Consider the following 22,945-nt stretch of genomic DNA (forward strand, 5'->3'; position numbering starts at 1 on the left):
GCGTCACTGCCGGTAGCCGTAGGCGGTGAGCACCGCGGCCGCCTGGGGGCCCTTGAGATAGGCCAGCAGCGCCTTGGCCGCTGGCTGGTCCTTGCCCGGCGCCAGCAACACGGCGTCCTGGCGAATCGGCTGATAGAGGTCGGCCGGCACGATCCAGGCCGAGCCCTCCTTGAGCTTGCCGTCCTGGTAGATCTGCGAGAGCGCGACGAAGCCCAGCTCGGCATTGCCGGTGGCGACGAACTGGTAGGCCTGGGTGATGCTCTGGCCTTCGACCAGCTTGGCCTGCACGGCATCGGTCAGCCCTAGCTTGGCCAGCACCTGGGTGGCCGCCAGGCCATAGGGCGCGGTCTTGGGATTGGCGACGGCCAGGTGGGTGAAGGCGTTGCGTTTGAGTACCGCGCCCTCCCCGTCCACGTAACCGGTCTTGGGCGACCACAGTGCCGGGCTGCCGATGGCATAGGTGAAGCGCGAGCCCTTGACCGCCGCGCCCTCGGCTTCGAGCTTGGCCGGGGTGGTGTCGTCGGCGGAAAGGAAAACCTCGAAGGGTGCGCCATTCTTGATCTGGCTATAGAGCTGGCCGGTGGCGCCGCTGGAAATCACCAACTGATGGCCGGTGTCCCGGGCGAATGTCTCACCGATGGCCTTGAGCGGCGCGCTGAAGTTGGCGGCCACGGCCACCTGGACCTCATCGGCCAGGACGGAGGTGGCCAGGACACTGGATACCAGGCCACAGAGCAGGGGCAAACGGCAGGACGTCATGCGCAGATTCTCTCGAGTTGGGGGATTCAAGACGTGCTCATCAGCAAGACGCTGGCAGCGCTGAAACAGGCGCAGGCGGTGACCCCGGGCGCGAGCCCGAGCTGCCGGCTGCTATTGGCGGTGAGGGTGGCGGTGACCCGGCGACCGGCGGGCAGCGCCAGCACCACCTCGTGATTGACCGGCCCTGCGTGGACCCGCTCGACCGTACCCCACAGCTGGTTCTGCGCCGACAGCCGCAGCCCCGGATCGGTGCCGATCAACACCGCGGAGGCCTTCACCAGGGCCACCACGGCGCGTCCGGGTGCCAGGCGCAATTGCTCGGCGCTTTCACGGGTCACCAGCGCGGTGAGCGCGGTGGCGTCGTCCAGGTGCAGGGTCACGGCGCTTTCCACGTCGCTGTGTTCGAGCGCTGTCACTTCGCCGGAAAATTGGTTGCGGGCGCTGCTGCGCCAGTTGAGGTTGAGCAGCAACTGGCGGAAATCGGCCACCTCGGTGCGGCTGGCTTCGTCGAGACCGGCCGCTACCTGATCCAGGGTGGTCTGGTAGTGCTGCTCCAGGGCGCGGTAGAAAGCCACCACGCGCTGGCCGTAGTCAGTCAGCCGGGTGCCGCCACCGCCACTGCCACCGGTGCTGCGGGCGACCAACGGCTGGGCGGAGAGGTTGTTGATCTGGTCCACCGCGTCCCAGGCCGCCTTGTAGGACAGCGGCACCCGTTTGGCCGCCTGGCTGATGGAGCCGGTCGCGGCGATGGCCTCCAGCAGGCGGATACGGGTCTGGGTCAGCTCGGCGCCGACACTGCTTTCCAGGGACAGATGGGCGACGAAGGGCGAGGCGCTCATGCCGCTCTCTGCAACAGGGGGATTGGACGATCCCGGCGGTGCCGCCTAGAGTGGCGAGAATCGACCCCCAGGAGCGTAGCGCGATGAATATCAGTGCCCGCACTGTCTTCCAGGGCATCGTCAGTGACGTGAGCGACGGGCCCGTGAACGCCGAGGTCCGGCTGCGGCTGCGCGGCGGTACCGAGCTGGTGGCCGTGATCTCCCGGGAAAGCCTGCGGCATCTCGCGCTGGCCCCGGGCAAGCCGGTGATGGCCCTGGTCAAGGCGCCCTGGGTAATGGTCATGGCGGCCAACAGCGGTCTGCACCTGTCGGCCCGCAATCGCTTGGTCGGCACCGTGGAGTCCATCCGCGACGGCGCCATTCATGCGGAAGTCTGCATCGCCCTGCCCGGCGACGAACGCGTGGTGGCCCTGGTCAGCCGCGATGCGGTACGGGAGCTGCAGCTGGCTCCGGGTGTTGCCGCCACGGCGGTGTTCAAGGCGTCTCATGTGATCCTCGGCGTGCCGCCCGATCCTGGCGATGGCAGCAAAGATAGCGTTATAGCATCGAGTATATAGCGAGAGACAAAAGAAAACGCCGGCAGGTTTCCCCGCCGGCGTTGCGACTGACGCTTAGGCCAGCTTCTTGTACTTCACCCGCTTGGGCTGGGCCGCCGCTTCACCCAGGCGCTTCTTGCGATCGGCTTCGTACTCGGTGTAGTTGCCTTCGAAGAACACCACGTGGGAATCATCCTCGTAGGAGAGGATGTGGGTGGCGATGCGGTCGAGGAACCAGCGGTCGTGGGAGATCACGATGGCCGCGCCGGGGAAGTCCAGCAGGGCGTCTTCCAGGGCACGCAGGGTTTCCACGTCCAGGTCGTTGGAGGGTTCGTCCAGCAGCAGCACGTTGCCGCCCTGCTTGAGAGTCAGCGCCAGGTGCAGGCGACCGCGCTCACCGCCGGAGAGATCCTTGACGAACTTCTGCTGGTCGGCGCCCTTGAAGTTGAAGCGGCCGACGTAGCTGCGCGAGGGCACCTCGTAGTTGCCGATCTTGATGATGTCCGAGCCATCGGACACCTGTTCCCAGACGGTCTTGGTGTCGGACAGGTTCTCACGGCTCTGGTCGACGCTGGCCAGTTGCACGGTGTCGCCGATCTCGATGGTGCCCGAGTCCGGTTGCTCCTTGCCCATGATCATGCGGAACAGGGTCGACTTGCCCGCACCGTTACCGCCGATGACGCCGACGATGGCGCCCTTGGGCACCACGAAGCTCAGGTCGTCGATCAACAGGCGATCGCCGTAGCCCTTGCTGACGTTCTTGAACTCGATGACTTTGTCGCCCAGGCGCTGGCCGGCGGGGATGTAGATCTCGTTGGTCTCGCTGCGCTTCTGGAATTCCTGGGACTGCATTTCCTCGAAGCGCTGCAGACGGGCCTTGGACTTCGACTGGCGAGCCTTGGCGCCGGAACGCACCCAGTCCAGTTCCGCCTTCATGGCCTTGGCGTGGGCGGCTTCCTGCTTGGCTTCCTGGGCCAGGCGCGCGGCCTTGGATTCCAGCCAGCCGGAGTAGTTGCCCTCGAAGGGGATGCCCTGGCCACGGTCCAGCTCCAGGATCCAGCCGGCGACGTTGTCGAGGAAGTAGCGGTCGTGGGTGATGGCCACCACGGTGCCGGGGAAGTCGTGGAGGAAGTGCTCCAGCCAGGCCACCGAGTCGGCGTCCAGGTGGTTGGTGGGTTCGTCCAGCAGCAGCATGTCGGGCGCCGACAGCAGCAGGCGGCACAGCGCCACGCGGCGCTTCTCGCCACCGGAGAGCACGCCGACCTTGGCGTCCCAGGCCGGCAGGCGCAGGGCGTCGGCGGCGACTTCCAGCTGGCGTTCCAGGTTGTGGCCATCGGCGGCCTGGAGGATGGCCTCCAGCTTGGCCTGCTCGGCGGCCAGGGCGTCGAAATCGGCATCCGGCTCGGCGTAGGCGGCATAGACCTCGTCCAGGCGCGCCTGGGCTTGCTTGATCTGACCGACGGCTTCTTCGACTACGTCACGAACCGTCTGCTCGGGGTCAAGTTTCGGCTCCTGCGGCAGATAACCCACATTGATACCGGGCATCGGACGCGCTTCACCTTCGATCTCGGTATCGACGCCGGCCATGATGCGCAGCAGCGTGGACTTGCCCGCACCGTTCAGACCGAGCACGCCGATCTTGGCGCCGGGAAAGAACGACAGGGAGATGTTCTTGAGGATTTCACGCTTGGGCGGCACGACCTTGCCGACCCGATGCATGGTGTAGACGTATTGAGCCATGGTTGGACCTTGGGAGCGGAATGAAAAACAGGGCACACAGTATGGCGTCAGCGGGCAACGCTGTCGAAACCCCGAGCGACGAAAGCGCCAGGGGTGAAGGCGCGGAAAAAGCAGGCAAGCGCACCGCCTGGCACATTATCATAGGCCTTCCCTGCCCCGCGGAATCGGGCGCAGCCGAATGGCCAACGCTCCCGCAGGAAAGCAGTCCGTCGTGAATAGCTCGCCCTCCACCCTGCCGGAAGAGTCGCTCGCCTCCTCACCGCGGCGCTTCACCCGTGGCTTGCTGATCCTGTCGCTGGTGGTGATGCTGGCGATGATGTTCTGGCAGGCCTTCGCCGGAGTGGCCGAGCGCCGGGCGCTGCGCCACGAACAGCTGGAGGGCATGACCCGGCAACTGGCCAATACCCTCGAATTCGGTATGGCGCTCAAGGCCCAGGCCGTGCGCAGTACCCTGCGTTGGTCCAGCGATCCCTCCCTGCCCCTGACCAGCGAACGGCTGCTCAGCCTCAGGGAATTCTTTCCCGGCCTGCGCGAGGTGCGCTGGTTGCCCGCCGACGCTACGCAGCGTGCCGCACGCCTGGCCGAGGCGCCCGACGCGGCCTTCGTCCAGCAACTGATCCAGCAGGCCGGCCAGGCGGAATTCACCTACGCCTACCAGCCCAAGGCCAGCGACGCCCCCCTCTACGTCTTGCTGGCAGGCGATCCGCACCGGCAACAGGGCTGGTGGCTACTGACCAGCGCTCCACTGGTCGAGCCGCTCTGGCGACAGACCCAGGTATTGGAAGGGCTCAACTGGCGCCTGGAAGATCGCAACCAAGGTACGCTGCTGTTCGCCACCCGCGCGGCGGACGCGGCGCCCCCCCAGGACCAGGTCAGCCAGCCGCTCGCCCACAGCGACTGGCAGGTGGTCGGCTCCTACCCACCGGATGCCGCGCCCGGGCTGCCCATCCAGGGCGCGCTCGGGCGCCTGGCACTGTTCACCCTCTTCGGCTTGATGAGCGGAGTCCTGCTGCACCTGCTGCTGCAGGAGGAACAGGGCCTACGCGCCCTCACCCAGGCCTCGCGCCGCAGCCTGCGGCTGGCCGGAACCGCCCTCAACGGCATCGAAGAATTCGTCTGCATGACCCAGGCCGATGGCCGCCTGGTCTACGTCAACGCCACTGCCAGTCGCCTGCTCGGCATCGCCCCGAGCGAAGCCCCGCACCATTTCCTGGCGAGCCTGTTGCCGCAACTGGTCTCCCCGGCACACGCCGAACAGGGCAACCGTGGCCTGATCTCCCTCATGGTGGAGCATCGCCCCCGTCTCTTCGCGGTGAGCTGTCATGCCCTGGCCGACAGCCAGCCCAGCGCCCGCGTGCTGCGTGACCGCACCCAGACGCAGGATGGCTTCGTCTGGGTCTTGCGCGATGTCACCGAGCAGCAGCGCAACCTGGAAACCATCCAGACCACCCGACAACGCTACGAGAACATCTTCAACGGGGTACACACCGGTATCTGCGTGGTCGACCTGCGCCCCCTGTACGAGGCGATGACCGCACACGGCCTGCAGCGACCGGAGCAGCTCGCCGCGCTGCTCGCCAGCCAGCCCGACGCGCTGGACGACCTGGGCCGCAAGGTGCGGATCACCGAAATCAACCAGCGCGCCCTGGAGATGCTCGGTATCGATCAGCTCGACCAGGCCTGGGATCGCCTCGTGGGTGACTCTCGCATCCAGTTCGGCGGCAAGCGTTACCGCCTGCTGGCCGGCCTGCTTTCCGGCCAGCAGGTGCTGGAGCTGGAAACCTGCATCGCCACCCCGACGGGCGAGCGGCACCTCTGGTTGAGCATGCACCTGCCGACCGATTCCCAGCACCTCGACGCCACCCTGCTCAGCCTCAACGACATCACCCAGCTCAAGCTCGGCGAACTACGGCTGATCCAGCGCGACGCCTTCTGGTCCAACCTGATCAGCGCCACCCCCGACACCCTCTACACCTACGACGTCGCCAGCGGCCAACTGACCTACGAGAGCCATCCGCTGGCCCTCAAGCTCGGCTATCCCCCCGAGGCCTTCACCAGCCTCGGCACCGAACGCCTGCATCCGGACGACGCCGAACTGCACGCGCGGGTGGTGAACATGCGCCAGACGCTGTCCGACCAGCCCAGCAGCAGCCTCTTGCGCTGGCAGCACCGCAACGGCAGCTGGCGCTGGTTCGATATCCGCGAGCAGCGCCTGGAGCGACACCCGGACGGCGCGGCCGCCAGCATCGTCGGCCTGGCGCTGGACGTCACCGACACGGTGCTGGCCAGCGATCGCCTGCGCGACAGCGAGAATCGCTACCGGCAACTGGCGGAAAGCATCAGCGACGTCATCTTCACCACCGATGCTCAACTGGTGCTCAGCTACATCAGTCCTTCCGTCGAGGAATTGCTGGGCTATTCCGTCGCCGAGCTGCAACAGCGTCCCCTGGCCGACCTAGTGGTGCATTCGCGCCAGCTCCAGGAGTTCCGCCGTACGCTGCAGCATCTGCTGCGCAGCCTCGACAATCCTCGCGCGCTCTCCGCCTTACGCCGCGAGCGTTTCGCGCCCCTGGTGCTCGACTGCCTGCACGCCGAGGGTCATACCCTGCAGATCGAGCTGCGCCTCAAGCCGCTCTGGGATGACCACGAGCGCTTCGCCGGCCTGCTCGGCGTCTGCCGCGACATCTCCGCCCAGCGCCGTACGGAAAAGGACATGCGCATGGCGGCCACGGTGTTCGATCACTCCGCCGGTGCCATCCTGGTCACCGACCCGGCCGGCTACATCGTGCGCGTCAACCGCACCTTCAGCCGCATCACCGGCTTCGCTGCCGCGGACGTCCTCGACCAGCAGCCGATGATGATCTGCGCCGACAAGCAGGAAGCCAACCAGCTGCAACACGTGATGCAGCAGCTGCGCACCGAGGACAGCTGGGAAGGCGAAATCTGGCAGCGCCGCAAGGATAACGAGCCCTATCCCTCCTGGGTCGGCATCACCGCCATCCGCGACGACGACGGCGATCTGATGAGCTATGTCTGCTTCTTCGTCGACATCAGCGAACGCAAGGCCAGCGAGCGGCGCATCCACCGCCTGGCCTACTACGACGCCCTCACCCTGCTGCCCAACCGCACCCTGTTCCAGGACCGCCTGCACAATGCCCTGCAGCAGAGCCGGCACAACGACAGCTGGGTGGTGCTGATGTTCCTCGACCTGGACCGCTTCAAGCCGATCAACGACTCCCTGGGCCATGCCGCGGGCGATCGGATGCTCAAGGAAGTGGCCATGCGCCTGACCGCCTGCGTCGGCACCGAGGACAGCGTGGCGCGCATGGGTGGCGACGAGTTCACCCTGCTGCTGTCCGGCCTGGAGACCCGCGAGGTCGCCCTGGCCCAGGCCATCCGCGTCGGTGAGCAGATCCTCGCCCAGCTCTCGGATGCCTTCATCCTCGAAGGCCGCGAATTCTTCGTCTCCGCCAGCATCGGTATCGCCCTGTCCCCCCAGGACGGCCATGAACTCAGCCAGCTGATGAAGAACGCCGACACGGCCATGTACCACGCCAAGGAAATGGGCAAGAACAACTTCCAGTTCTACCAGGCCGAGATGAACGCCCGCGCCCTGGAGCGCCTGGAGTTGGAAGCCGACCTGCGCCATGCCCTGCTGCAGGGCGAATTCCGCCTGCACTACCAGCCGCAATACCGCTGCGACAACAGCCGCCTGACCGGCGTCGAGGCGCTGCTGCGCTGGGAACACCCGGTGCGCGGCCATGTGTCCCCCGCCGAGTTCATCCCGGTGCTGGAGGAGATCGGCCTGGTAGTCCAGGTGGGCGACTGGGTGATCCGCGAGGCCTGCCGCCAGATGCGCGAATGGCACGCGGCCAAGGTGCGCATTCCCAAGGTCTCGGTGAACCTCTCCGCCCGCCAGTTCAGCGACGGCCAACTCGGCCAGCGCATCGCCGAGATCCTCACCGAGACCGGCCTGCCCCCCGCTTGTCTGGAGCTGGAACTGACCGAGAGCATTCTGATGCGCGACGTCGGCGAAGCCCTGCAACTGCTGGGTGAACTCAAGGGCCTGGGCCTGTGCATCGCGGTCGATGACTTCGGTACCGGCTATTCCTCGCTCAACTACCTCAAGCAATTCCCCATCGACATCCTCAAGATCGACCGCAGCTTCGTCGACGGCCTGCCCCACGGCGAACAGGACGCCCAGATCGCCCGCGCCATCATCGCCATGGCCCATAGCCTCAACCTCTCGGTGATCGCCGAAGGCGTGGAGCAGCAGGAACAACTGGATTTCCTCTGCACCCATGGCTGCGACGAGGTCCAGGGCTTCCTCTTCGACCGCCCGCTGCCGCCGGACCAGCTGCGCAAGCGCGTCGAGCACCAAGGGCTGTTTCCGGTCCTGACATGAGACCGATGGCGCCGCTGCATGACCGGCGCTCATACCTCAGGCTTCCCGCGATGGGGTAGAATGCCGCCCTTCACGAGCCCGGACCGGGCTCGCTCTTCGCCATGCCTCAGGGGACCCTGCCGCCATGTTCAGCCGTGAAACCACCATCGCCCGCTTCGACGCCGACCTGTATGCCGCCATGCAGCAGGAAGCCCAGCGTCAGGAAGATCACATCGAGCTGATCGCTTCGGAAAACTACACCAGCCCGGCGGTCATGGAAGCCCAAGGCTCGGTGCTGACCAACAAGTACGCCGAAGGCTATCCCCACAAGCGCTACTATGGCGGTTGCGAGTACGTCGATGTGGTCGAGCAACTGGCCATCGACCGCGCCAAAGAGCTGTTCGGCGCCGACTACGCCAACGTCCAGCCGCACTCCGGCTCCCAGGCCAACGCGGCCGTGTACCTGGCACTGATCGAAGCCGGCGACACCATCCTCGGCATGAGCCTGGCTCACGGCGGCCACCTGACCCACGGCGCCACCGTCTCCTCCTCCGGCAAGCTGTACAACGCCGTGCAGTACGGCATCGACGAGCAAGGCCTGATCGACTACGCCGAGGTCGAGCGCCTGGCCCTGGAGCACAAGCCCAAGGTCATCGTCGCCGGCTACTCCGCCTACTCCCAGGTCCTCGACTTCGCCCGCTTCCGCGCCATCGCCGATGCCGTGGGTGCCTACCTGTTCGTCGACATGGCCCACTTCGCCGGCCTGGTCGCCGCAGGCGTCTACCCGAACCCGGTACCCTTCGCCGACGTGGTCACCAGCACCACCCACAAGACCCTGCGCGGTCCGCGCGGCGGCCTGATCCTGGCCAAGGCCAACGAAGCCATCGAGAAGAAACTCAACTCGGCGGTCTTCCCCGGCGCCCAGGGCGGTCCGCTGATGCACGTCATCGCCGGCAAGGCCGTGTGCTTCAAGGAAGCCCTGCAGCCCGAGTTCAAGACCTACCAGCAGCAGGTGATCAAGAACGCCCAGGCCATGGCCAGCGTCTTCATCGAGCGCGGCTTCGACGTGGTCTCCGGTGGCACCGACAACCACCTGTTCCTGCTCAGCCTGATCAAGCAGGAAATCACCGGCAAGGACGCGGACGCCGCCCTGGGTCGCGCCTTCATCACCGTGAACAAGAACTCGGTGCCCAACGATCCGCGCTCGCCCTTCGTTACCTCCGGCCTGCGCATCGGCACCCCGGCCGTTACCACGCGCGGCTTCAAGGAAGCCGAGTGCCGCGAGCTGGCCGGCTGGATCTGCGACATCCTCGGCAACATGGGCGACGAGTCGGTGATCGACGCCGTGCGTGCCAAAGTCCAGGCCGTCTGCGCCCGCCTGCCGGTGTACGGCAAGTAAGAGGCACGTCGTCCCCCCTCTCCCTCTGGGAGAGGGCCGGGGTGAGGGAAGCCCAAACCAAAGAGCCCCGACCCATCGGCCGGGGCTCTTTGCATGTAATAGAAGGGTCACCAAGGCAGCCAAGCCCGAGCTTGCCGCACCCGGGGTCCCCCCAAAAACGAAAAACCCCGGCCAGTGCCGGGGTTTTTCGTTTGCCGCGAACGCCTTACAGCACTTGCAGATCGCCCAATCCATCCAGGTAGCGCTCAGCATCCAGCGCGGCCATGCAGCCGGCGCCGGCCGAGGTGATGGCCTGGCGGTAGGTGTGGTCGGCTACGTCACCGGCGGCGAACACGCCCGGCACGTTGGTGGCGGTGGCATTGGCCTCACGCCCGCCCTTGACCACCAGATAGCCGTCATGGGTATCCAACTGGCCTTCGAACAGCCCGGTGTTGGGCGTATGGCCGATGGCGACGAACAGGCCGGCCACCTGCAGCTCTTCGGTGCTGCCGTCGTTGTTCTTGATGCGTACGCCAGTGACGCCCATGTTGTCGCCCAGCACCTCGTCGACGCTGGCGTTGAGCTTGAGCGCCATCTTGCCTTCGGCAACGCGGGCGCGCAGCTTGTCCTGCAGGATCTTCTCGGCGCGGAAGGTCTCGCGGCGGTGGATCAGGGTCACCTTGCTGGCGATGTTGGCCAGGTACAGGGCTTCCTCGACCGCGGTGTTGCCACCGCCGACCACCGCCACCTCACGGTTGCGATAGAAGAAGCCGTCGCAGGTGGCGCAGGCGGAGACGCCCTTGCCCATGAAGGCCTCTTCGCTGGCCAGGCCCAGGTAGCGGGCGCTGGCACCGGTGGCGATGATCAGGGCATCGCAGGTGTAGGTGGCGCTGTCACCCTTGAGGGTGTACGGCTTGCCGCCGAAGTCCACGGCATTGATGTGATCGAAGACGATCTCGGTCTCGAAGCGCTCGGCGTGCTCGCGCATGCGCTCCATCAGCGCCGGACCGGTCAGGTCGTGGGGATCGCCCGGCCAGTTGTCGACTTCGGTGGTGGTGGTCAGCTGGCCGCCCATCTGCATGCCGGTGATCAACAGCGGCTTGAGGTTGGCACGGGCGGCATAGACCGCGGCCGTGTAACCGGCCGGACCGGAACCGAGGATGATGAGGCGCGAATGGCGCGAGGTGCTGGCTTCTGACATGACATTCTCCCTGCCGGGGTCTCCGGCAGACCTAAGAGTGAAATGGCCAGCGCGCTGCTCGAGCGCGCCGGCCGGGGTTCGTGCGGAGCCGTTCCGCAGCGCTGTCCGCAGCTCACGGCAGCGCGACCGGCGCCAGTCTTGAGGGTCGCCGGGTCCAGGGATGATGCTCAGCCTAACGGGCGCAGCCTCTCCACAGAAGCGACCATTCTAAATCCAGACCATAGGACGCGCCTATGTCGACCGCTGCGGCAATGGAGCCCTGAGGTAAGCTGTGCATTCCCGCCACTCGTCAGGAAAGTCCATGGCTGTCGCTCCGCTGTCCGGCTCCGCCTACTTCGCCGAAGGTCTGCGCCTGGTGACCCGCCCCGGCCTGCGCCGCTTCGTGGTCATCCCGCTGACCATCAACCTGCTGCTCTACGCCGTCATCCTCACCTTCGCCATACGCGGCTTCGAGGGCTGGCTGGAGCAGCTGATGCCGAGCCTGCCGAACTGGGCCGGCTTCGTCGAATGGCTGCTCTGGCCGCTGTTCGTGCTGTTGCTGCTGGCGATCATCTTCTTCACCTTCACGATGCTCGCCAACCTGGTGGCGGCCCCCTTCAACGGCTTTCTCGCCGAAAAGGTGGAGGTGCTGGTGCGCGGCCAGGATGACTTCCCGCCCTTCAACCTCACCGAACTGCTGACCATGGTGCCCCGTACCCTGCAGCGCGAACTGCGCAAGCTGGGCTACTACCTGCCGCGCGCCCTGGGTCTGCTGGTGCTGACCTTCATCCCCGGCCTCAACCTGATCGCCGCGCCGCTATGGATCCTGTTCGGCGTCTGGATGATGGCGGTGCAGTACATCGACTTCCCCGCCGACAACCACAAGCTGGACTTCCGCAGCATGCTCTCCTGGCTGCGCACCCGTCGCCTGCGCTGCCTGGGTTTCGGCGGGGTGACCTACCTGGCGCTGCTGGTACCCGGCCTGAACGCCCTGTTCATGCCCGCCGCGGTGGCTGGGGCGACGCTGTTCTGGGTACGGGAAGAAGGTAACAAGGCGCTGGTGGTGCGTTCCTGAATCCCGCCCGCTGGGATTTCCACCGTAGGTTGGGTTGAGCGCAGCGAAGCCCAACGACTCCAGGCCATCACACCGGACACCAGGGTTTCCGGCTGTTGGGCTTCGGCGATGAAGCCGCCTCAACCCAACCTACGACGCGTTCCGCCCACACCACCCAGCCAGCCTCTTTTCCCCCCTCGGAGAGGGGTTGGGGTGAGGGCCACGCCGCACGGACGCCACAAACGACGACGCCCGTGCCGGCCAAGCCGGACACGGGCGTCGTGGAAGCCTGTCGCCAGGCTTAGTGGTGGTGACCACCTTCGCCATGGATATGGCCGTGGGAGATCTCTTCGTCGCTGGCGGCACGCACGTTGACCACCTTGACGGCGAAGTTCAGGCGCTGGCCAGCCAGGGGATGGTTGCCGTCGACGGTGACCTGGTCGCCGTCGATGTCACGCACGGTGACGATCTGCATGGCGCCGTCCGGGCCGGAGGCATGGAACTGCATGCCCACTTCCAGCTCGTCCACGCCTTCGAACATTTCCTTGCCCAGGGTGGCGACCAGCTCGGGGCTGTATTCGCCGTAGGCGTCTTCCGGCTCGATGGCGACCTTGAGCTCGTCACCAGCCTGCTTGCCGCTGAGGGCGCGCTCAAGACCCGGAATGATGTTACCCGCGCCTTGCAGGTAGACCAGCGGGGCACCGCCAGCGGAGCTGTCGATGACTTCACCGGCGTCGTTGGTCAGGGTGTAGTCGATGGATACCGCCGTGTTCGCCGCGATCTGCATGGCCAGAACCTTCATGCTGGGAAAAAATAGGATTGACGCATCAGTCTACGCGTCCAACCTAGCAATTGCGAATGCGTTCGGTCAGCCCAGTGGCGCGATGAGGCATCCGAACGGCGCCCCTGCAACCGTGACCGACCGCTCGTCACACAATCGCCATGGCGGCTTCACGGCGCTGTCATGCCGGCTACCTAGGGTTTGCTGCACAACCGTTGCAGGAGCCCTGCCATGCCGAGTCCCGTGTCCGCACCGCCCGCTCTCCGCGCCGAACGCCTGTCGACCGCGGCCGACATCCGCGCCGCCCAGCGCCTGCGAGCAACCGTATTCGGCAGTACCTATGGGGTGCATTTCGCCGACAACCTCGACCAGGATGCCTTCGATTCCCACTGCCTGCACCTGGGCGTGCGCGATCTGCGCAGCGGCGAGCTGATCGCCACCACGCGCCTGCTCGACGGGCGCCGCCGGACTCAGGTCGGCAGACTCTACAGCGAAAGCGAATTCCAGCTGGACGGCCTGGACGAGCTGCAGGGGCCGATCCTGGAAATCGGTCGCACCTGCGTCGCCAACGGGCACCGTACCGGCGCGGCCATCGCCCTGCTCTGGGCCGAATTGGCCGAGATCATGGATAGCGGCGGCTATCGCTACCTGATGGGTTGCGCCAGCGTGCCCATGGCCGACGGTGGCTTGCAGGCCGCCGCCCTGCTGCGCCAGGCCGCGCGTGACGAGCGTACCCCGGCGATCCGCGCCACGCCGCGCAGGCCCTTGCCCTTCGTCGCCGTGCCGGACAACCTGGTGGTGCAGTTGCCGCCCCTGCTCAAGGCCTATCTGCGCCTCGGCGCCCAGGTCTGCGGGGCACCCTGCTGGGACCCCGAGTTCGGTGTGGCCGATGTCTTCATCCTGCTGCAGCGCGAAGACCTCTGCCCGCGCTACGCTCGCCACTTCAAGGCCGCGGTATGAGGCCAGTGCGCCTCGCCCTGCGCCTGCTGCCAGTATTCGCCGCGCTGCTGCTCGGGGCGCTGTTCGCCCTGGTCGTGGCGCTGGCGAGCGGGCTCACCCGTCGTCCCTGCCTGGTGCTGCGCCAGCAGTTGACCCGGCGGTTCTTCCAGGCGCTAACCAGGGCGCTGCGCCTGCGTCTGGAAGTCCATGGCCAGTGGTCCCAGGGCACCCATCTCTGGCTGGCCAACCACGTCTCCTGGCTCGACATCGTCGGCCTCGGCAGTCTGCGGCCGCTGAGCTTCCTGTCCAAGGCGGAGGTGGCGGACTGGCCCTTCGCCGGCTGGCTGACCCGCCAGGCCGGCACCCTGTTTATCCAGCGGGGTGCCGAACGCGGTGATGCCTTAAGCGAAGCCCTGACGCAACGGCTGACCTCGGGGCTGTCAATGGCGCTCTTTCCCGAGGGCACCACCACCGACGGCAGCCAGCTCAGGACCTTTCACGGTCGTCTGCTGAGCCCGGCCATCGCCACCGGCACCCCGCTGCAACCCGTGGCGCTGAGCTACTGGCGTGACGGCATCCGCGACCAGGCCGCGGCCTTCGTCGGCGACGACGATCTGGTCAGCCATCTGCGCCGGCTGCTGGACAACGGCGGTACCACCCTGAGGATCGAATTCCTGCCGCCGCTGCCATCCCAGGACCAACCGCGCCAGGTACTGGCCGGTCAGTGCCAGGCGGCCATCGCCGAGCGGCTGGGGATTCAGCCGGTCAGCCGCGCCGCCGCGCGTTCGGCGGCGGCGAAGGCCTGCAACTGCGGATAGAAGCGGCGGAAATCGTCCAGCAGGCCGTCATAGGCGGCCGCCAGTTCGGCGAAGGCCCCGGCCAGTAACTCCGGCCGCGACAGCCGCCGGGCCATGCCCTCCACCACCCGCTCCAACACGGCGAAATCCGTGTAGCTGCCGAGCCAGTCCTGGCGCGCCATCACGGGGGCGATGCGGGCCAGGCGTGGCGGTAGCTCCGGCTCGTCGAGCAGAGTCCGATAGCAGTCCGCGACGAAACTCGGCAGGGGCTGGTCGGCGTAATCGTGCCAGAGCCGCGCCAGGCAGTGATCGAAGAACACATCCACCAGCAGCCCGGCCACCCGCCGCCGCGCCGCGGGCAGGCGCGCCTTGGCCTGGGCCACCTGGGGATGGTCATCGGTATAGACGTCGATGCGCCGATGCAGACGAATGCCGGCGGCGATGCCCGCCGGCCAGGCATCCGGCGAGCCCTTGACGAAATCGCCATAGAGGCTGCCGAGTCGATCCTCGCGGCCAGGACCGCCGAGGTGCAGATGAGCGAGATAATTCATCCCTCCAGCATACCCCAGGCCAACCCCGGCGGTTTTCCTGGACGACCCGCGGCTGCTAGGCTCGGACTCCTTCTGTTCGCTCACGCTGGAGTCGTCATGCCCGTTCGCGCCGTGTTCCTCGACTATGCCTCCCTCGACCTGGGTGATCTGGATCTGGCGCCGCTGCGCGCCGAGTTCGATGACCTGGCGCTGCACGATGCCACGGCACCGGCGGAAGTGGCCGCTCGACTGGCCGGGGCGCAGGTGGCCATCGTCAACAAGGTCACCCTGGATGCGGCCGTGTTCGCCGCCTGCCCGGAATTGAAACTGGTGCTGGTGACCGCTACCGGCACCAACAACATCGACCTGGAAGCGGCCCGCGCCCAGGGCGTGCGGGTCTGCAATTGCCAGGGTTATGGCACCCCTTCCGTCGCCCAGCACACCCTGGCCCTGCTGCTGGCGCTGGCGACGCGACTGCCGGACTACCAGGCGGACGTGCGCGCCGGCCGTTGGCAGAGCGCTAGTCGCTTCTGCCTGCTGGATCATCCCATCGTCGAACTGGAGGGCAAGACCCTCGGCCTGCTCGGCCTGGGCGAATTGGGCAGCGCGGTACAGCGCCTGGCCGAAGCCTTCGGCATGCGGACCCTGGTGGGCCAGTTGCCCGGTCGGCCGGCGCGCCCGGGTAGCCTGCCGCTGGCCGAATTGCTGCCGCAGGTGGACGCCCTGACCCTGCACTGCCCGCTCACCGAGCAGACCCGTGGCCTGCTCGGGGCCGCCGAACTGGCGGCGATGAAACCCACCGCCTTCCTGGTCAATACCGCGCGGGGCGGCATCGTCGACGAACAGGCCCTGGCCGATTGCCTCAGACGCGGCCACCTGGGCGGCGCCGCCACCGACGTGCTCACGGTGGAACCCCCGCGCGAGGGCAATCCGCTACTGGCGGGCGACATTCCGCGGCTCATCGTCACGCCGCACAACGCCTGGGGCAGCCGCGAGGCGCGCCAGCGCATCGTCGCCCAGCTCACTGAAAACGCCCACGGCCATTTCGCCGGCACACCGCAGCGGGTGGTCTGCTAAAGTTCGCGCTTTTTCGCCAGGTAGCCCCATGGATCCGCGCAGCGAAGTCCTTCTCCGTCACCCCGAGCGCTTCGACGGCTCCCTGCTGCTGGCCGGGCTACCGGCCGACGACCTGCTCGGCGCCCTGCCCAAGGCCCAGGGCTGGAGTTGGCATGCCGGCGAGGCGGACTACCTGGCCAGGCGCTATCCGGGGCGCAGCCACTTCGGCATCGAGCCGCCACCGGGCGACTTCGCTGGCGCCGTGCTGTTCCTGCCCAAATCCCGCGAAGCCACCGACTTCCTGCTCACCGCCCTGACCCGCCGGCTGCCCGCCGATGGCCACCTCTATCTGGTGGGTGAGAAGAAAGCCGGCATCGAGCGAGCTGCACGTCAGCTGGGCGCCTTCGGCCCGGCCAGCAAGCTCGACAGCGCCCGGCATTGCCAACTATGGCTGGTGCAGGGGCCGCACACCACGGCCGAGCCGCATCCGGAGGCCTGGCTGCAACGCCAGCAGCTGGCGCTAGGCGGCCTGGAATTGGACATCCTCAGCCTGCCGGGCGTATTCAGCCATGGCCGGCTGGACGTTGGCACGGCGCTGCTGCTGGAGCATCTGGAGGATCTACCCGAGGGCACGGTGCTGGACTTCGGTTGCGGCGCCGGCGTGGTCGGCGCGGCCCTGGCCCGGCGCTATCCCACCAGCACCCTGCACCTCCTGGACGTGGACGCCTTCGCCGTCGCCAGCAGTCGCCAGACCCTGGCGGCCAATGGCCTGGCCGGAACGGTAAGCGCCGGGGATGGCATCGCCGCGGCGCCCACCGGGCTGGCCGCCATCGTCAGCAATCCGCCCTTCCACAGCGGTGTGAAGACCGACTACCGCACCACCGAGACCTTGCTCGCCGAAGCCGTACACCACCTGCGACCGGGCGGCGAGCTGCGCCTGGTGGCCAACAGCTTCCTGCGCTATCCGCCATTGATCGAGGCGGCCTTCGGCAATTGCCGTACCCTGGCCGAGCGCGACGGCTTCAAGATCTATAGCGCGCGACGTCGCTAGCCCGGGCAATGTTGGGCTTCGCTGCGCTCAACCCAACCTACAGCAGCAGCTCCCTCTCCCCTTGGGAGAAGGTTGGGGTGAGGGAAGCTCCACCCCAGAAGCGAAAGACCTCAGGCCTTCTTCGCCGCCTCGTACAGCGGCGTCACCTTGGAAGCCCAACACAGGGGGCTCGACCCGGCAATGTTGGGCTTCGCTGCGCTCAGCCCAACCGACAGGACCAGCTCCCTCTCCCTCCGGGAGAGGGTTGGGGTGAGGGAAGCCCCACCCCAGAAGCAAAAGACCTCAGCCCTTCTTCGCCGCCTCGTACAGCGGCATCACCTTGGAAGCCCAACACAGCGGGCGCGACCCGGTAATGTTGGGCTTCGCTGCGCTCAACCCAACCTACAGCAGCGGCCCCCTCTCCCTCCGGGAGAGGGTTGGGGTGAGGGAAGCCCCTACCCCAGGAGCAAAAGACCTCAGCCCTTCTTCGCCGCCTCGTACAGCGGCATCACCTTGGGAATCGCCGCCTGCAAGGCCTTGGTGCGATTGGCGTCCGAGGGGTGGGTGCTGAGGAATTCCGCCGGCTGCTGGCCCTGGCTAGCCTGGGCCATCTTCTGCCAGAGGGTGATGGCGGCATTGGGGTTGTAGCCGGCGCGGGCCGCCAGTTCCAAGCCGATCAGATCGGCCTCGTTCTCGTTGCCGCGACTGAACGGCAGGGTGAGAGCTACCTGGGACACCTGGTCGGCCAGTTGCATGCCGCCCTGGCCGACCCCCAGCAGGGCACCGCCGAGGTTCTCGCCCATCTGGATGGCATAGGCCCGCGACATCTGCTCGCGACTATGCTCACGCAAGGCGTGGGCGATCTCGTGGCCCATCACCGCGGCCAGTTCGTCGTCGGTCAGCTTGAGCTGATCGATGAGGCCGCTGTAGACGAAGATCTTGCCGCCCGGACCGCAGTTGGCGTTGAGTTCATCGCTATCGACCAGATTCACCTGCCAGTCCCAATTCACCGCATCCGGGCGGAAGGCTGCGGTCTGCGGGATCAGCCGCTTGGCGATGGCGGCGACGCGCTTGCCGTCGGCGCTGTCATTGGCCAGCTTGCCGGCCGCCTTAGCCTCGCTCACCGTCTTGGCATAGGACTGGGCGTACATCTGATTGACTTGTTGCTCGGACAACATGCTGAACATGTATTGCTTGCGCTGCACCCCGACCGCGCCACCCGAAGTGGTGTTGACGGTCTGGCAGGCGACCAGCAGCAGGCTCAAGGACAGGCCCGCGAGAGGAAGGATACGGCGCATGGAAATCTCCAGGTATCGAGGCGGTTACAGGATAGAGAGGCCCGGCGGGACCGGCAACGTGCCACCCGTCCCGGACGAGCAGACCTCAGGTGGCAAGCGTCGACGCCGATAGCATGGCGCCACCTTCACGAATGGAGTGCTGTATATGTCCTTCCGCTCAGTCCGTACGAGCATCACGTTGTTGTCTGGCAGTTGCGTCCTCGCCGTCGTCATGGCACTGGTGGGCTACGGGCTCTTCGCCGGGATGCGTACCCAGCGGCTGGTGGATACCCATACCACGGCACTCGCCGAACGCGGCGCCCAGGCCCGGCTGGACGCCCAGGCCCAGGCCATCGCTGGCGCCCTGAAACAGAAACTGGAACTGCCGCTGACCATCGCCCGCGGCATCGCCCAGCTCAACGCCCAGCTGTCCCCTACGGCCGAGCGCCCGCTCCATATCGACCGCGACGGCCTCTCCAACCTGCTGCAGCAGACCCTGCTGGACAACCCGGAACTGCTCGACGTCTACGCCGGCTGGGAGCCCAACGCCTTCGACGGCCAGGACGCCCGGTACGCCGGGCGCAGCGAGGCCGGCTACGATGAGACGGGCCGCTTCATGCCCTGGTGGTACCGCAAACCCGAGGGCGGCCTGAAGTTGGAACCCCTCGGGCCGACCATGGAAAGCCAGACCATCCTGCCCACCGGGGTCCGCGAGGGTGAGTACTATCTCTGCCCGCGGCAGAGCCGCAAGCCCTGCATCGTCGACCCGGCGCCCTATGAAATGAATGGGCAGAAGATCCTGATGTCGTCCTTCAACGTGCCCATCCTGGTGCAGGGGGCCTTCCAGGGCGTGGTCGGCGCCGATCTCTCCCTGGCCTTCATCCAGGAACAACTCAAGCAAGCCAATGCCGGCCTCTACCAGGGCGCCGGCAGCATGGCGCTGGTCGCCAGCCACGGCACCCTGGTGGCCTATACCCGGGATAGCCAGGTCCTGGGACAGCCTGCCGCCCAGGTGCTCGGCGACGCGGCCAAGGACCTGACTCAACTCGGCGACGGCGTGACCAACCGCTTCGATAGCCAGCATGATCTCTACCAGGTCTATCTACCGCTGCGCATGGGTGGCGACGCCAGCGCCTGGACACTGATCCTGCAACTGCCCCGCGCAGCGGTGCTCAGCGATCTGCAGCTGTTGCAACAGGCGCTCGCCGAGCAGCGACGCAGCGATCTCGTCGGCATGCTGCTGGTCGGGCTGGCGGTGGCGGGCGCAGGCCTGCTGCTGCTGTGGCTGGTCAGCCTGCGCATCGCCCGCCCCCTGCGGCAGATGGTGGGTATGCTGGACGACATCGCCCAGGGTGACGGTGACCTCACCCGGCGCCTGCAGGTGAACCGCCGCGACGAACTCGGCGCCATCGCCGCAGGCTTCAACGCCTTCCTGGATTCGTTGCAGGGCCTCATCGGTCAGTTGGTGAATTCGGTCCGCGAGGTGAATACCGCCGCCACCCAGACCTCGGCCATCGCCCAGCGCACCCGGGACGGCGTCCAGCGCCAGCTCCAGGAGATCGACCAGGTGGCCACCGCCATGCAGGAGATGACCGCCACCGCCCAGGACGTCGCCAGCAACGCCGGGCGCGCCGCCCAGGCCGCGACCCAGGCCGATCAGGCCGTCGGCGAAGGCCAGCGCGTGGTGCGGCAGAACGTGCACGACTGCGCCACTCTCGCCCAGGAGATCGAGCGCGCGGTGACCCAGGTGCGCCTGGTGGCCGACGACAGCGAAAACATCGGCTCCATCCTCACCACCATCAACGGTATCGCCGAACAGACCAACCTGCTGGCGCTCAACGCCGCCATCGAGGCGGCGCGGGCCGGCGAGCAGGGCCGCGGCTTCGCCGTGGTGGCCGATGAGGTACGCAGCCTGGCGCAAAAGACCCAGGTCGCCACCGGCGAGATCCAGACCATGATCCAGCGGCTGCAGAGCGGCACCCGCGAGACCGTGGCGGTGATGCAGAACAGTCGCGCCCACACCGGCAAGCAGGTGGAACAGACCCAGGCGGCCAGCCGCGCGCTGGAGGCCATCCTCGCCGCCGTCGGTGAGATCACCGAGATGAACCTGCAGATCGCCAGTGCGGCCGAGGAGCAGAGCGCCGTGGCCGAAGACATCAACCGCAACGTGGTCAACATCGGCCAGGCCGCCAACGGCGTGCACGAACAGGCCGATCAGGCCTCTCGCGCCGGTGGCCACCTGAGCGAACTGGCCGAGCGGCAAAGGCAGCTGGCGGCGCGCTTCAAGGTCTGATTACAGCGGCGTCAGGCACTCCGGCCCGTCCACCTCGGGTCGGTTGACGATGTCGGCCAGCACCCGCTCGCGCAGTGGCATGCCACCCGCGGCCAGCAGGGCCTGCAAGGCCTCGGGCGGACTCTCCGGGTCCTGCCAGAGCTCCCGCGCGGCCGCATCGAGCAGGATCGGCCGCCGCAACGGTCCGGCCGCCTGGGTGACCATGGCCACCGACAGCCACACCTGGTCTCCGGCCGGATAGGCTTCCCAGAGCGCGGCGAACCAGGCCAGCGGCTCGCCGTTGAGCATCCAGAAGGGTCGCTTGCGATGGTTACCGCGCCATTCATAGAAGCCGTTGGCCGGCAGCAGGCAGCGCCGTAGACGAAAGGCCTCGCGGAACATTGGCTGGCTGGCCAGGCTTTCGGCGCGGGCATGAGTGGGGGTGCGAGAGAAATCGGTGAGCCAGGGCGGCGTCAGCCCCCAGCGGCCGCTGTCGACCCGCTCGCCCTCCGCCGTGCGACGCTGCAAGAGCACCTGCTGGTGGGGCGAGATGTTCCAGCGCGGCGGGTGCTTGTCGGGGAAACCCGGCAGAGCGGCGAATTCGGCGGGCCAGCGGAACAGGGCGTAGCGTCCGGACATGAAAACCTTTCTAGCAGACCAAGGTGCCCTGCTCCGGCGACGTATCCTCTCCCGGCAGGGGCGTGGCGGCATTGTACGCGGCGATCAGCGCCTGCGCCCGCGAGGCCTCCTCATCCTCGACCAACAGGCCGAGCAGGCCTACCGCTGGCAGGTCGCCGATGCCGCCCAGCAGGTGGCGGCCGGCGAGGAAGCCGCTGATGCCTTCGCTGGCCAGCACCGCCAAGAGCAACTCGGCCTCGTGCAGGGAGCCCGGCTCGTAGATGCGCCGCATCAATCGTCCTCCCGGCGAACCTCGAGGCTCCAGTCCTCACCATCGGTGTGCAGGCCGAAGCGGATCGGTCGGCAACAGACGGCGCAGTCCTCGTAGTAGTCCTGGTCACCGCCGCTGAGATCGAGCACCACCTCGCCGGGTTCGCCACAGTAAGGGCAATCGTATTCCTGGCTTTCCAGCATCTGCGGACTCTCCTCGACCATCACCTACCGCCCATCCAGCCCCTGGCGCTTGCATCTGGCGTCACGCGCTCTACTATGGCCGCCGGAATTTCTACAAGAGAACACCATGGGCGAGTTCGAAGCCATTCGACCCTATAACGACGCGGAAGTCCCCGGGGTTCTGGCCCGCCTGATCGACGACGACCACTTCATTTCCATCCTCGCCGGCTACCGCTTCCCGCGGCTGTCCAAGGGACTCGGCTGGCTGGTACGCCCCATGTTGCGTACCCGCCTGCGTCAGGAGCTGGGCGAGATCCGCAGCGTCGCGGCCCTGCAGGACAAGCTCGAACCCTATGTGGATCGCGCCATCGAGAAGGCCTCGGACGGCGTGACCTACTCGGGCATCGACCGCCTGCGCAGTGGCCGTGCCTATCTGTTCCTGGCCAACCACCGCGACATCGTGATGGACCCGGCTTTCGTCAACTATGCCGTCTACCACGCCGGTCTGCCAACGCCGCGCATCGCCATCGGCGACAACCTCCTGCAGAAGCCCTTCGTCAGCGACCTGATGCGGCTGAACAAGAGTTTCATCGTGCACCGCTCCATCAGCGGTCGGCGCGAGAAGCTGGCGGCCTACCAGACCCTGTCCGCCTACATCAATCATTCGATCCGCCAAGACGGCCAGTCCATCTGGATCGCCCAGGCCGAGGGCCGGGCCAAGGACGGCGACGACCGTACCGATTCGGCCATCCTCAAGATGTTCCACATGAGCTGCAAGGACGAGCCCTTCGCCGAGCTGGTCAAGGCGCTGAACATAGTGCCGGTGTCCATCAGCTACGAATTCGACCCGTGCGACCAGGCCAAGGCCCGCGAACTGCACATCCGCGCCACCACCGGCAGCTACACCAAGGCACCGGGCGAGGACGACGTCAGCATCGCCCTGGGCATCACCGGCTACAAGGGCCGGGTGCACGTGGCCTTCGGCGAGCCGGTCAGTGGCGAGTTCGAAGACGCCAAGGCGCTGGCCCAGGAGATGGATCGGCAGATTCTTGGCCACTACCGGCTGTTCCCGGCCAGCTACCTGGCCTATGCCGCCTGGGACGGCCAGGACCCGACGCTCGCCGTACCCACCGTGGAGACGCTGTTCGCGGCCGAGGAGATCGAGGTCGCCCGCGCCGAGTGGGAAAGACGCCTGGCCGAGTGCCCGGCGGAATACCGCGCCCAACTGGTGCGCCAATATGCCCAGCCGGTGCTGAACAAGTACCGGGTAGCGGCCGGCCTGGAATAGCGGCTAGCCGCCCAAGAAAAAGCCCGGCCATGGC

20 protein-coding genes and 1 pseudogene are annotated in these 22,945 nt (G+C 67.0%); 11 read left to right on the plus strand and 10 right to left on the minus strand.

Annotated features, from left to right (window positions below; genetic code table 11):
• Positions 1-3: 3 nt before the first annotated feature.
• Positions 4-759, minus strand: a complete 756-nt coding sequence (gene modA, locus FAZ11_RS03640; RefSeq protein ID WP_058772792.1) for a molybdate ABC transporter substrate-binding protein — start codon at positions 757-759, stop codon at positions 4-6.
• A 26-nt stretch (positions 760-785) separates the two neighbouring features.
• A complete protein-coding gene (locus tag FAZ11_RS03645) occupies positions 786-1,598 on the minus strand; it encodes a TOBE domain-containing protein (protein WP_058768120.1) in 813 nt (270 codons plus the stop codon).
• Between the two features lie 83 nt (positions 1,599-1,681).
• On the opposite strand from FAZ11_RS03645, the gene FAZ11_RS03650 reads away from it, so the two are divergent.
• The gene (locus FAZ11_RS03650) at positions 1,682-2,155 is read left to right on the plus strand and encodes a TOBE domain-containing protein (RefSeq protein WP_058768119.1); all 474 of its coding nucleotides are present in this window, start codon (positions 1,682-1,684) and stop codon (positions 2,153-2,155) included.
• A 54-nt stretch (positions 2,156-2,209) separates the two neighbouring features.
• Here FAZ11_RS03650 and ettA read toward each other — a convergent pair whose 3' ends face one another.
• Positions 2,210-3,874: an energy-dependent translational throttle protein EttA gene (gene ettA, locus FAZ11_RS03655; RefSeq protein WP_058772791.1), complete on the minus strand. Its 1,665-nt coding sequence runs from the start codon at positions 3,872-3,874 to the stop codon at positions 2,210-2,212.
• Between the two features lie 211 nt (positions 3,875-4,085).
• Between ettA and FAZ11_RS03660 the strand changes: the two genes are divergently transcribed.
• Positions 4,086-8,279: a sensor domain-containing protein gene (locus tag FAZ11_RS03660; RefSeq protein ID WP_058772790.1), complete on the plus strand. Its 4,194-nt coding sequence runs from the start codon at positions 4,086-4,088 to the stop codon at positions 8,277-8,279.
• A gap of 124 nt (positions 8,280-8,403) precedes the next feature.
• The gene (gene glyA, locus FAZ11_RS03665) at positions 8,404-9,657 is read left to right on the plus strand and encodes a serine hydroxymethyltransferase (protein ID WP_058760180.1); all 1,254 of its coding nucleotides are present in this window, start codon (positions 8,404-8,406) and stop codon (positions 9,655-9,657) included.
• Positions 9,658-9,862: 205 nt separating this feature from the next.
• Here glyA and trxB read toward each other — a convergent pair whose 3' ends face one another.
• A complete protein-coding gene (gene trxB / locus FAZ11_RS03670; protein WP_058768116.1) occupies positions 9,863-10,837 on the minus strand; it encodes a thioredoxin-disulfide reductase in 975 nt (324 codons plus the stop codon).
• Between the two features lie 301 nt (positions 10,838-11,138).
• Here trxB and cysZ point away from each other — a divergent pair, with 301 nt between their 5' ends.
• Positions 11,139-11,891 carry a sulfate transporter CysZ gene (cysZ, locus tag FAZ11_RS03675; protein ID WP_058772789.1) on the plus strand — a complete coding sequence of 251 codons (753 nt, stop codon included), beginning with the start codon at positions 11,139-11,141 and terminating at the stop codon, positions 11,889-11,891.
• A gap of 280 nt (positions 11,892-12,171) precedes the next feature.
• Here the strand turns inward: cysZ and FAZ11_RS03680 are convergent, their stop codons facing one another.
• Positions 12,172-12,657, minus strand: a complete 486-nt coding sequence (locus FAZ11_RS03680; protein WP_058768114.1) for an FKBP-type peptidyl-prolyl cis-trans isomerase — start codon at positions 12,655-12,657, stop codon at positions 12,172-12,174.
• Positions 12,658-12,882: 225 nt separating this feature from the next.
• Between FAZ11_RS03680 and FAZ11_RS03685 the strand changes: the two genes are divergently transcribed.
• Positions 12,883-13,611: a GNAT family N-acetyltransferase gene (locus FAZ11_RS03685; protein WP_058760176.1), complete on the plus strand. Its 729-nt coding sequence runs from the start codon at positions 12,883-12,885 to the stop codon at positions 13,609-13,611.
• Positions 13,608-14,408 (plus strand): lysophospholipid acyltransferase family protein, encoded by an 801-nt coding sequence (locus FAZ11_RS03690; RefSeq protein ID WP_058772788.1) that lies wholly within the window; start codon positions 13,608-13,610, stop codon positions 14,406-14,408. Before FAZ11_RS03685 ends, FAZ11_RS03690 begins: the two co-directional genes overlap by 4 nt.
• Here the strand turns inward: FAZ11_RS03690 and FAZ11_RS03695 are convergent.
• The gene (locus tag FAZ11_RS03695; RefSeq protein ID WP_058768113.1) at positions 14,348-14,938 is read right to left on the minus strand and encodes an acyl carrier protein phosphodiesterase; all 591 of its coding nucleotides are present in this window, start codon (positions 14,936-14,938) and stop codon (positions 14,348-14,350) included. The genes FAZ11_RS03690 and FAZ11_RS03695 overlap by 61 nt on opposite strands.
• A 96-nt stretch (positions 14,939-15,034) precedes the next feature.
• On the opposite strand from FAZ11_RS03695, the gene FAZ11_RS03700 reads away from it, so the two are divergent.
• Entirely contained in the window at positions 15,035-15,994 is a 960-nt protein-coding gene (locus tag FAZ11_RS03700) for a 2-hydroxyacid dehydrogenase (protein ID WP_058772787.1), read from the plus strand.
• 28 nt (positions 15,995-16,022) lie between these two features.
• A complete protein-coding gene (locus tag FAZ11_RS03705; RefSeq protein WP_058772786.1) occupies positions 16,023-17,024 on the plus strand; it encodes a class I SAM-dependent methyltransferase in 1,002 nt (333 codons plus the stop codon).
• Positions 17,025-17,479: 455 nt separating this feature from the next.
• Here the strand turns inward: FAZ11_RS03705 and FAZ11_RS03710 are convergent, their stop codons facing one another.
• On the minus strand, positions 17,480-18,301 hold the full coding sequence (locus tag FAZ11_RS03710) for a M48 family metallopeptidase (protein ID WP_058760171.1): 822 nt from the start codon (positions 18,299-18,301) through the stop codon (positions 17,480-17,482).
• A gap of 1,213 nt (positions 18,302-19,514) precedes the next feature.
• Here FAZ11_RS03710 and FAZ11_RS25695 point away from each other — a divergent pair.
• Both FAZ11_RS25695 and FAZ11_RS25320 read left to right on the plus strand, forming a co-directional pair.
• Positions 19,515-19,715, plus strand: a pseudogene (locus tag FAZ11_RS25695) (HAMP domain-containing protein); the annotation flags it as partial.
• 132 nt (positions 19,716-19,847) lie between these two features.
• Entirely contained in the window at positions 19,848-20,573 is a 726-nt protein-coding gene (locus FAZ11_RS25320; protein WP_421958162.1) for a methyl-accepting chemotaxis protein, read from the plus strand.
• Here FAZ11_RS25320 and FAZ11_RS03720 read toward each other — a convergent pair whose 3' ends face one another.
• The 3 genes from FAZ11_RS03720 to FAZ11_RS03730 are packed head-to-tail and all read right to left on the minus strand — an operon-like array spanning position 20,574 to position 21,644.
• Complete coding sequence (locus FAZ11_RS03720) at positions 20,574-21,191, minus strand: SOS response-associated peptidase (protein ID WP_074529283.1); 618 nt, start codon at positions 21,189-21,191, stop codon at positions 20,574-20,576.
• Positions 21,192-21,201: 10 nt separating this feature from the next.
• On the minus strand, positions 21,202-21,462 hold the full coding sequence (locus FAZ11_RS03725; protein WP_058768108.1) for a putative signal transducing protein: 261 nt from the start codon (positions 21,460-21,462) through the stop codon (positions 21,202-21,204).
• Positions 21,462-21,644 (minus strand): CPXCG motif-containing cysteine-rich protein, encoded by a 183-nt coding sequence (locus FAZ11_RS03730; RefSeq protein WP_058765585.1) that lies wholly within the window; start codon positions 21,642-21,644, stop codon positions 21,462-21,464. Before FAZ11_RS03730 ends, FAZ11_RS03725 begins: the two co-directional genes overlap by 1 nt.
• 106 nt (positions 21,645-21,750) lie before the next feature.
• Here FAZ11_RS03730 and FAZ11_RS03735 point away from each other — a divergent pair, with 106 nt between their 5' ends.
• Positions 21,751-22,911, plus strand: a complete 1,161-nt coding sequence (locus FAZ11_RS03735; RefSeq protein ID WP_058768107.1) for a 1-acyl-sn-glycerol-3-phosphate acyltransferase — start codon at positions 21,751-21,753, stop codon at positions 22,909-22,911.
• Positions 22,912-22,945 lie beyond the last annotated feature (34 nt).

It is taken from the genome of Pseudomonas rhizoryzae (genome assembly GCF_005250615.1).
In the GTDB taxonomy this organism is placed as follows: Bacteria; Pseudomonadota; Gammaproteobacteria; order Pseudomonadales; family Pseudomonadaceae; genus Chryseomonas; species Chryseomonas rhizoryzae.

Bases quoted from the DNA above. Each gene is read 5' to 3' on its own strand.
- modA (WP_058772792.1), bottom strand. From the start codon at position 759: ATGACGTCCTGCCGTTTGCCCCTGCTCTGTGGCCTGGTATCCAGTGTC.
- FAZ11_RS03645 (WP_058768120.1), bottom strand. From the start codon at position 1,598: ATGAGCGCCTCGCCCTTCGTCGCCCATCTGTCCCTGGAAAGCAGTGTC.
- FAZ11_RS03650 (WP_058768119.1), top strand. From the start codon at position 1,682: ATGAATATCAGTGCCCGCACTGTCTTCCAGGGCATCGTCAGTGACGTG.
- ettA (WP_058772791.1), bottom strand. From the start codon at position 3,874: ATGGCTCAATACGTCTACACCATGCATCGGGTCGGCAAGGTCGTGCCG.
- glyA (WP_058760180.1), top strand. From the start codon at position 8,404: ATGTTCAGCCGTGAAACCACCATCGCCCGCTTCGACGCCGACCTGTAT.
- trxB (WP_058768116.1), bottom strand. From the start codon at position 10,837: ATGTCAGAAGCCAGCACCTCGCGCCATTCGCGCCTCATCATCCTCGGT.
- cysZ (WP_058772789.1), top strand. From the start codon at position 11,139: ATGGCTGTCGCTCCGCTGTCCGGCTCCGCCTACTTCGCCGAAGGTCTG.
- FAZ11_RS03680 (WP_058768114.1), bottom strand. From the start codon at position 12,657: ATGCAGATCGCGGCGAACACGGCGGTATCCATCGACTACACCCTGACC.
- FAZ11_RS03685 (WP_058760176.1), top strand. From the start codon at position 12,883: ATGCCGAGTCCCGTGTCCGCACCGCCCGCTCTCCGCGCCGAACGCCTG.
- FAZ11_RS03690 (WP_058772788.1), top strand. From the start codon at position 13,608: ATGAGGCCAGTGCGCCTCGCCCTGCGCCTGCTGCCAGTATTCGCCGCG.
- FAZ11_RS03695 (WP_058768113.1), bottom strand. From the start codon at position 14,938: ATGAATTATCTCGCTCATCTGCACCTCGGCGGTCCTGGCCGCGAGGAT.
- FAZ11_RS03700 (WP_058772787.1), top strand. From the start codon at position 15,035: ATGCCCGTTCGCGCCGTGTTCCTCGACTATGCCTCCCTCGACCTGGGT.
- FAZ11_RS03705 (WP_058772786.1), top strand. From the start codon at position 16,023: ATGGATCCGCGCAGCGAAGTCCTTCTCCGTCACCCCGAGCGCTTCGAC.
- FAZ11_RS03710 (WP_058760171.1), bottom strand. From the start codon at position 18,301: ATGCGCCGTATCCTTCCTCTCGCGGGCCTGTCCTTGAGCCTGCTGCTG.
- FAZ11_RS03720 (WP_074529283.1), bottom strand. From the start codon at position 21,191: ATGTCCGGACGCTACGCCCTGTTCCGCTGGCCCGCCGAATTCGCCGCT.
- FAZ11_RS03725 (WP_058768108.1), bottom strand. From the start codon at position 21,462: ATGCGGCGCATCTACGAGCCGGGCTCCCTGCACGAGGCCGAGTTGCTC.
- FAZ11_RS03730 (WP_058765585.1), bottom strand. From the start codon at position 21,644: ATGCTGGAAAGCCAGGAATACGATTGCCCTTACTGTGGCGAACCCGGC.
- FAZ11_RS03735 (WP_058768107.1), top strand. From the start codon at position 21,751: ATGGGCGAGTTCGAAGCCATTCGACCCTATAACGACGCGGAAGTCCCC.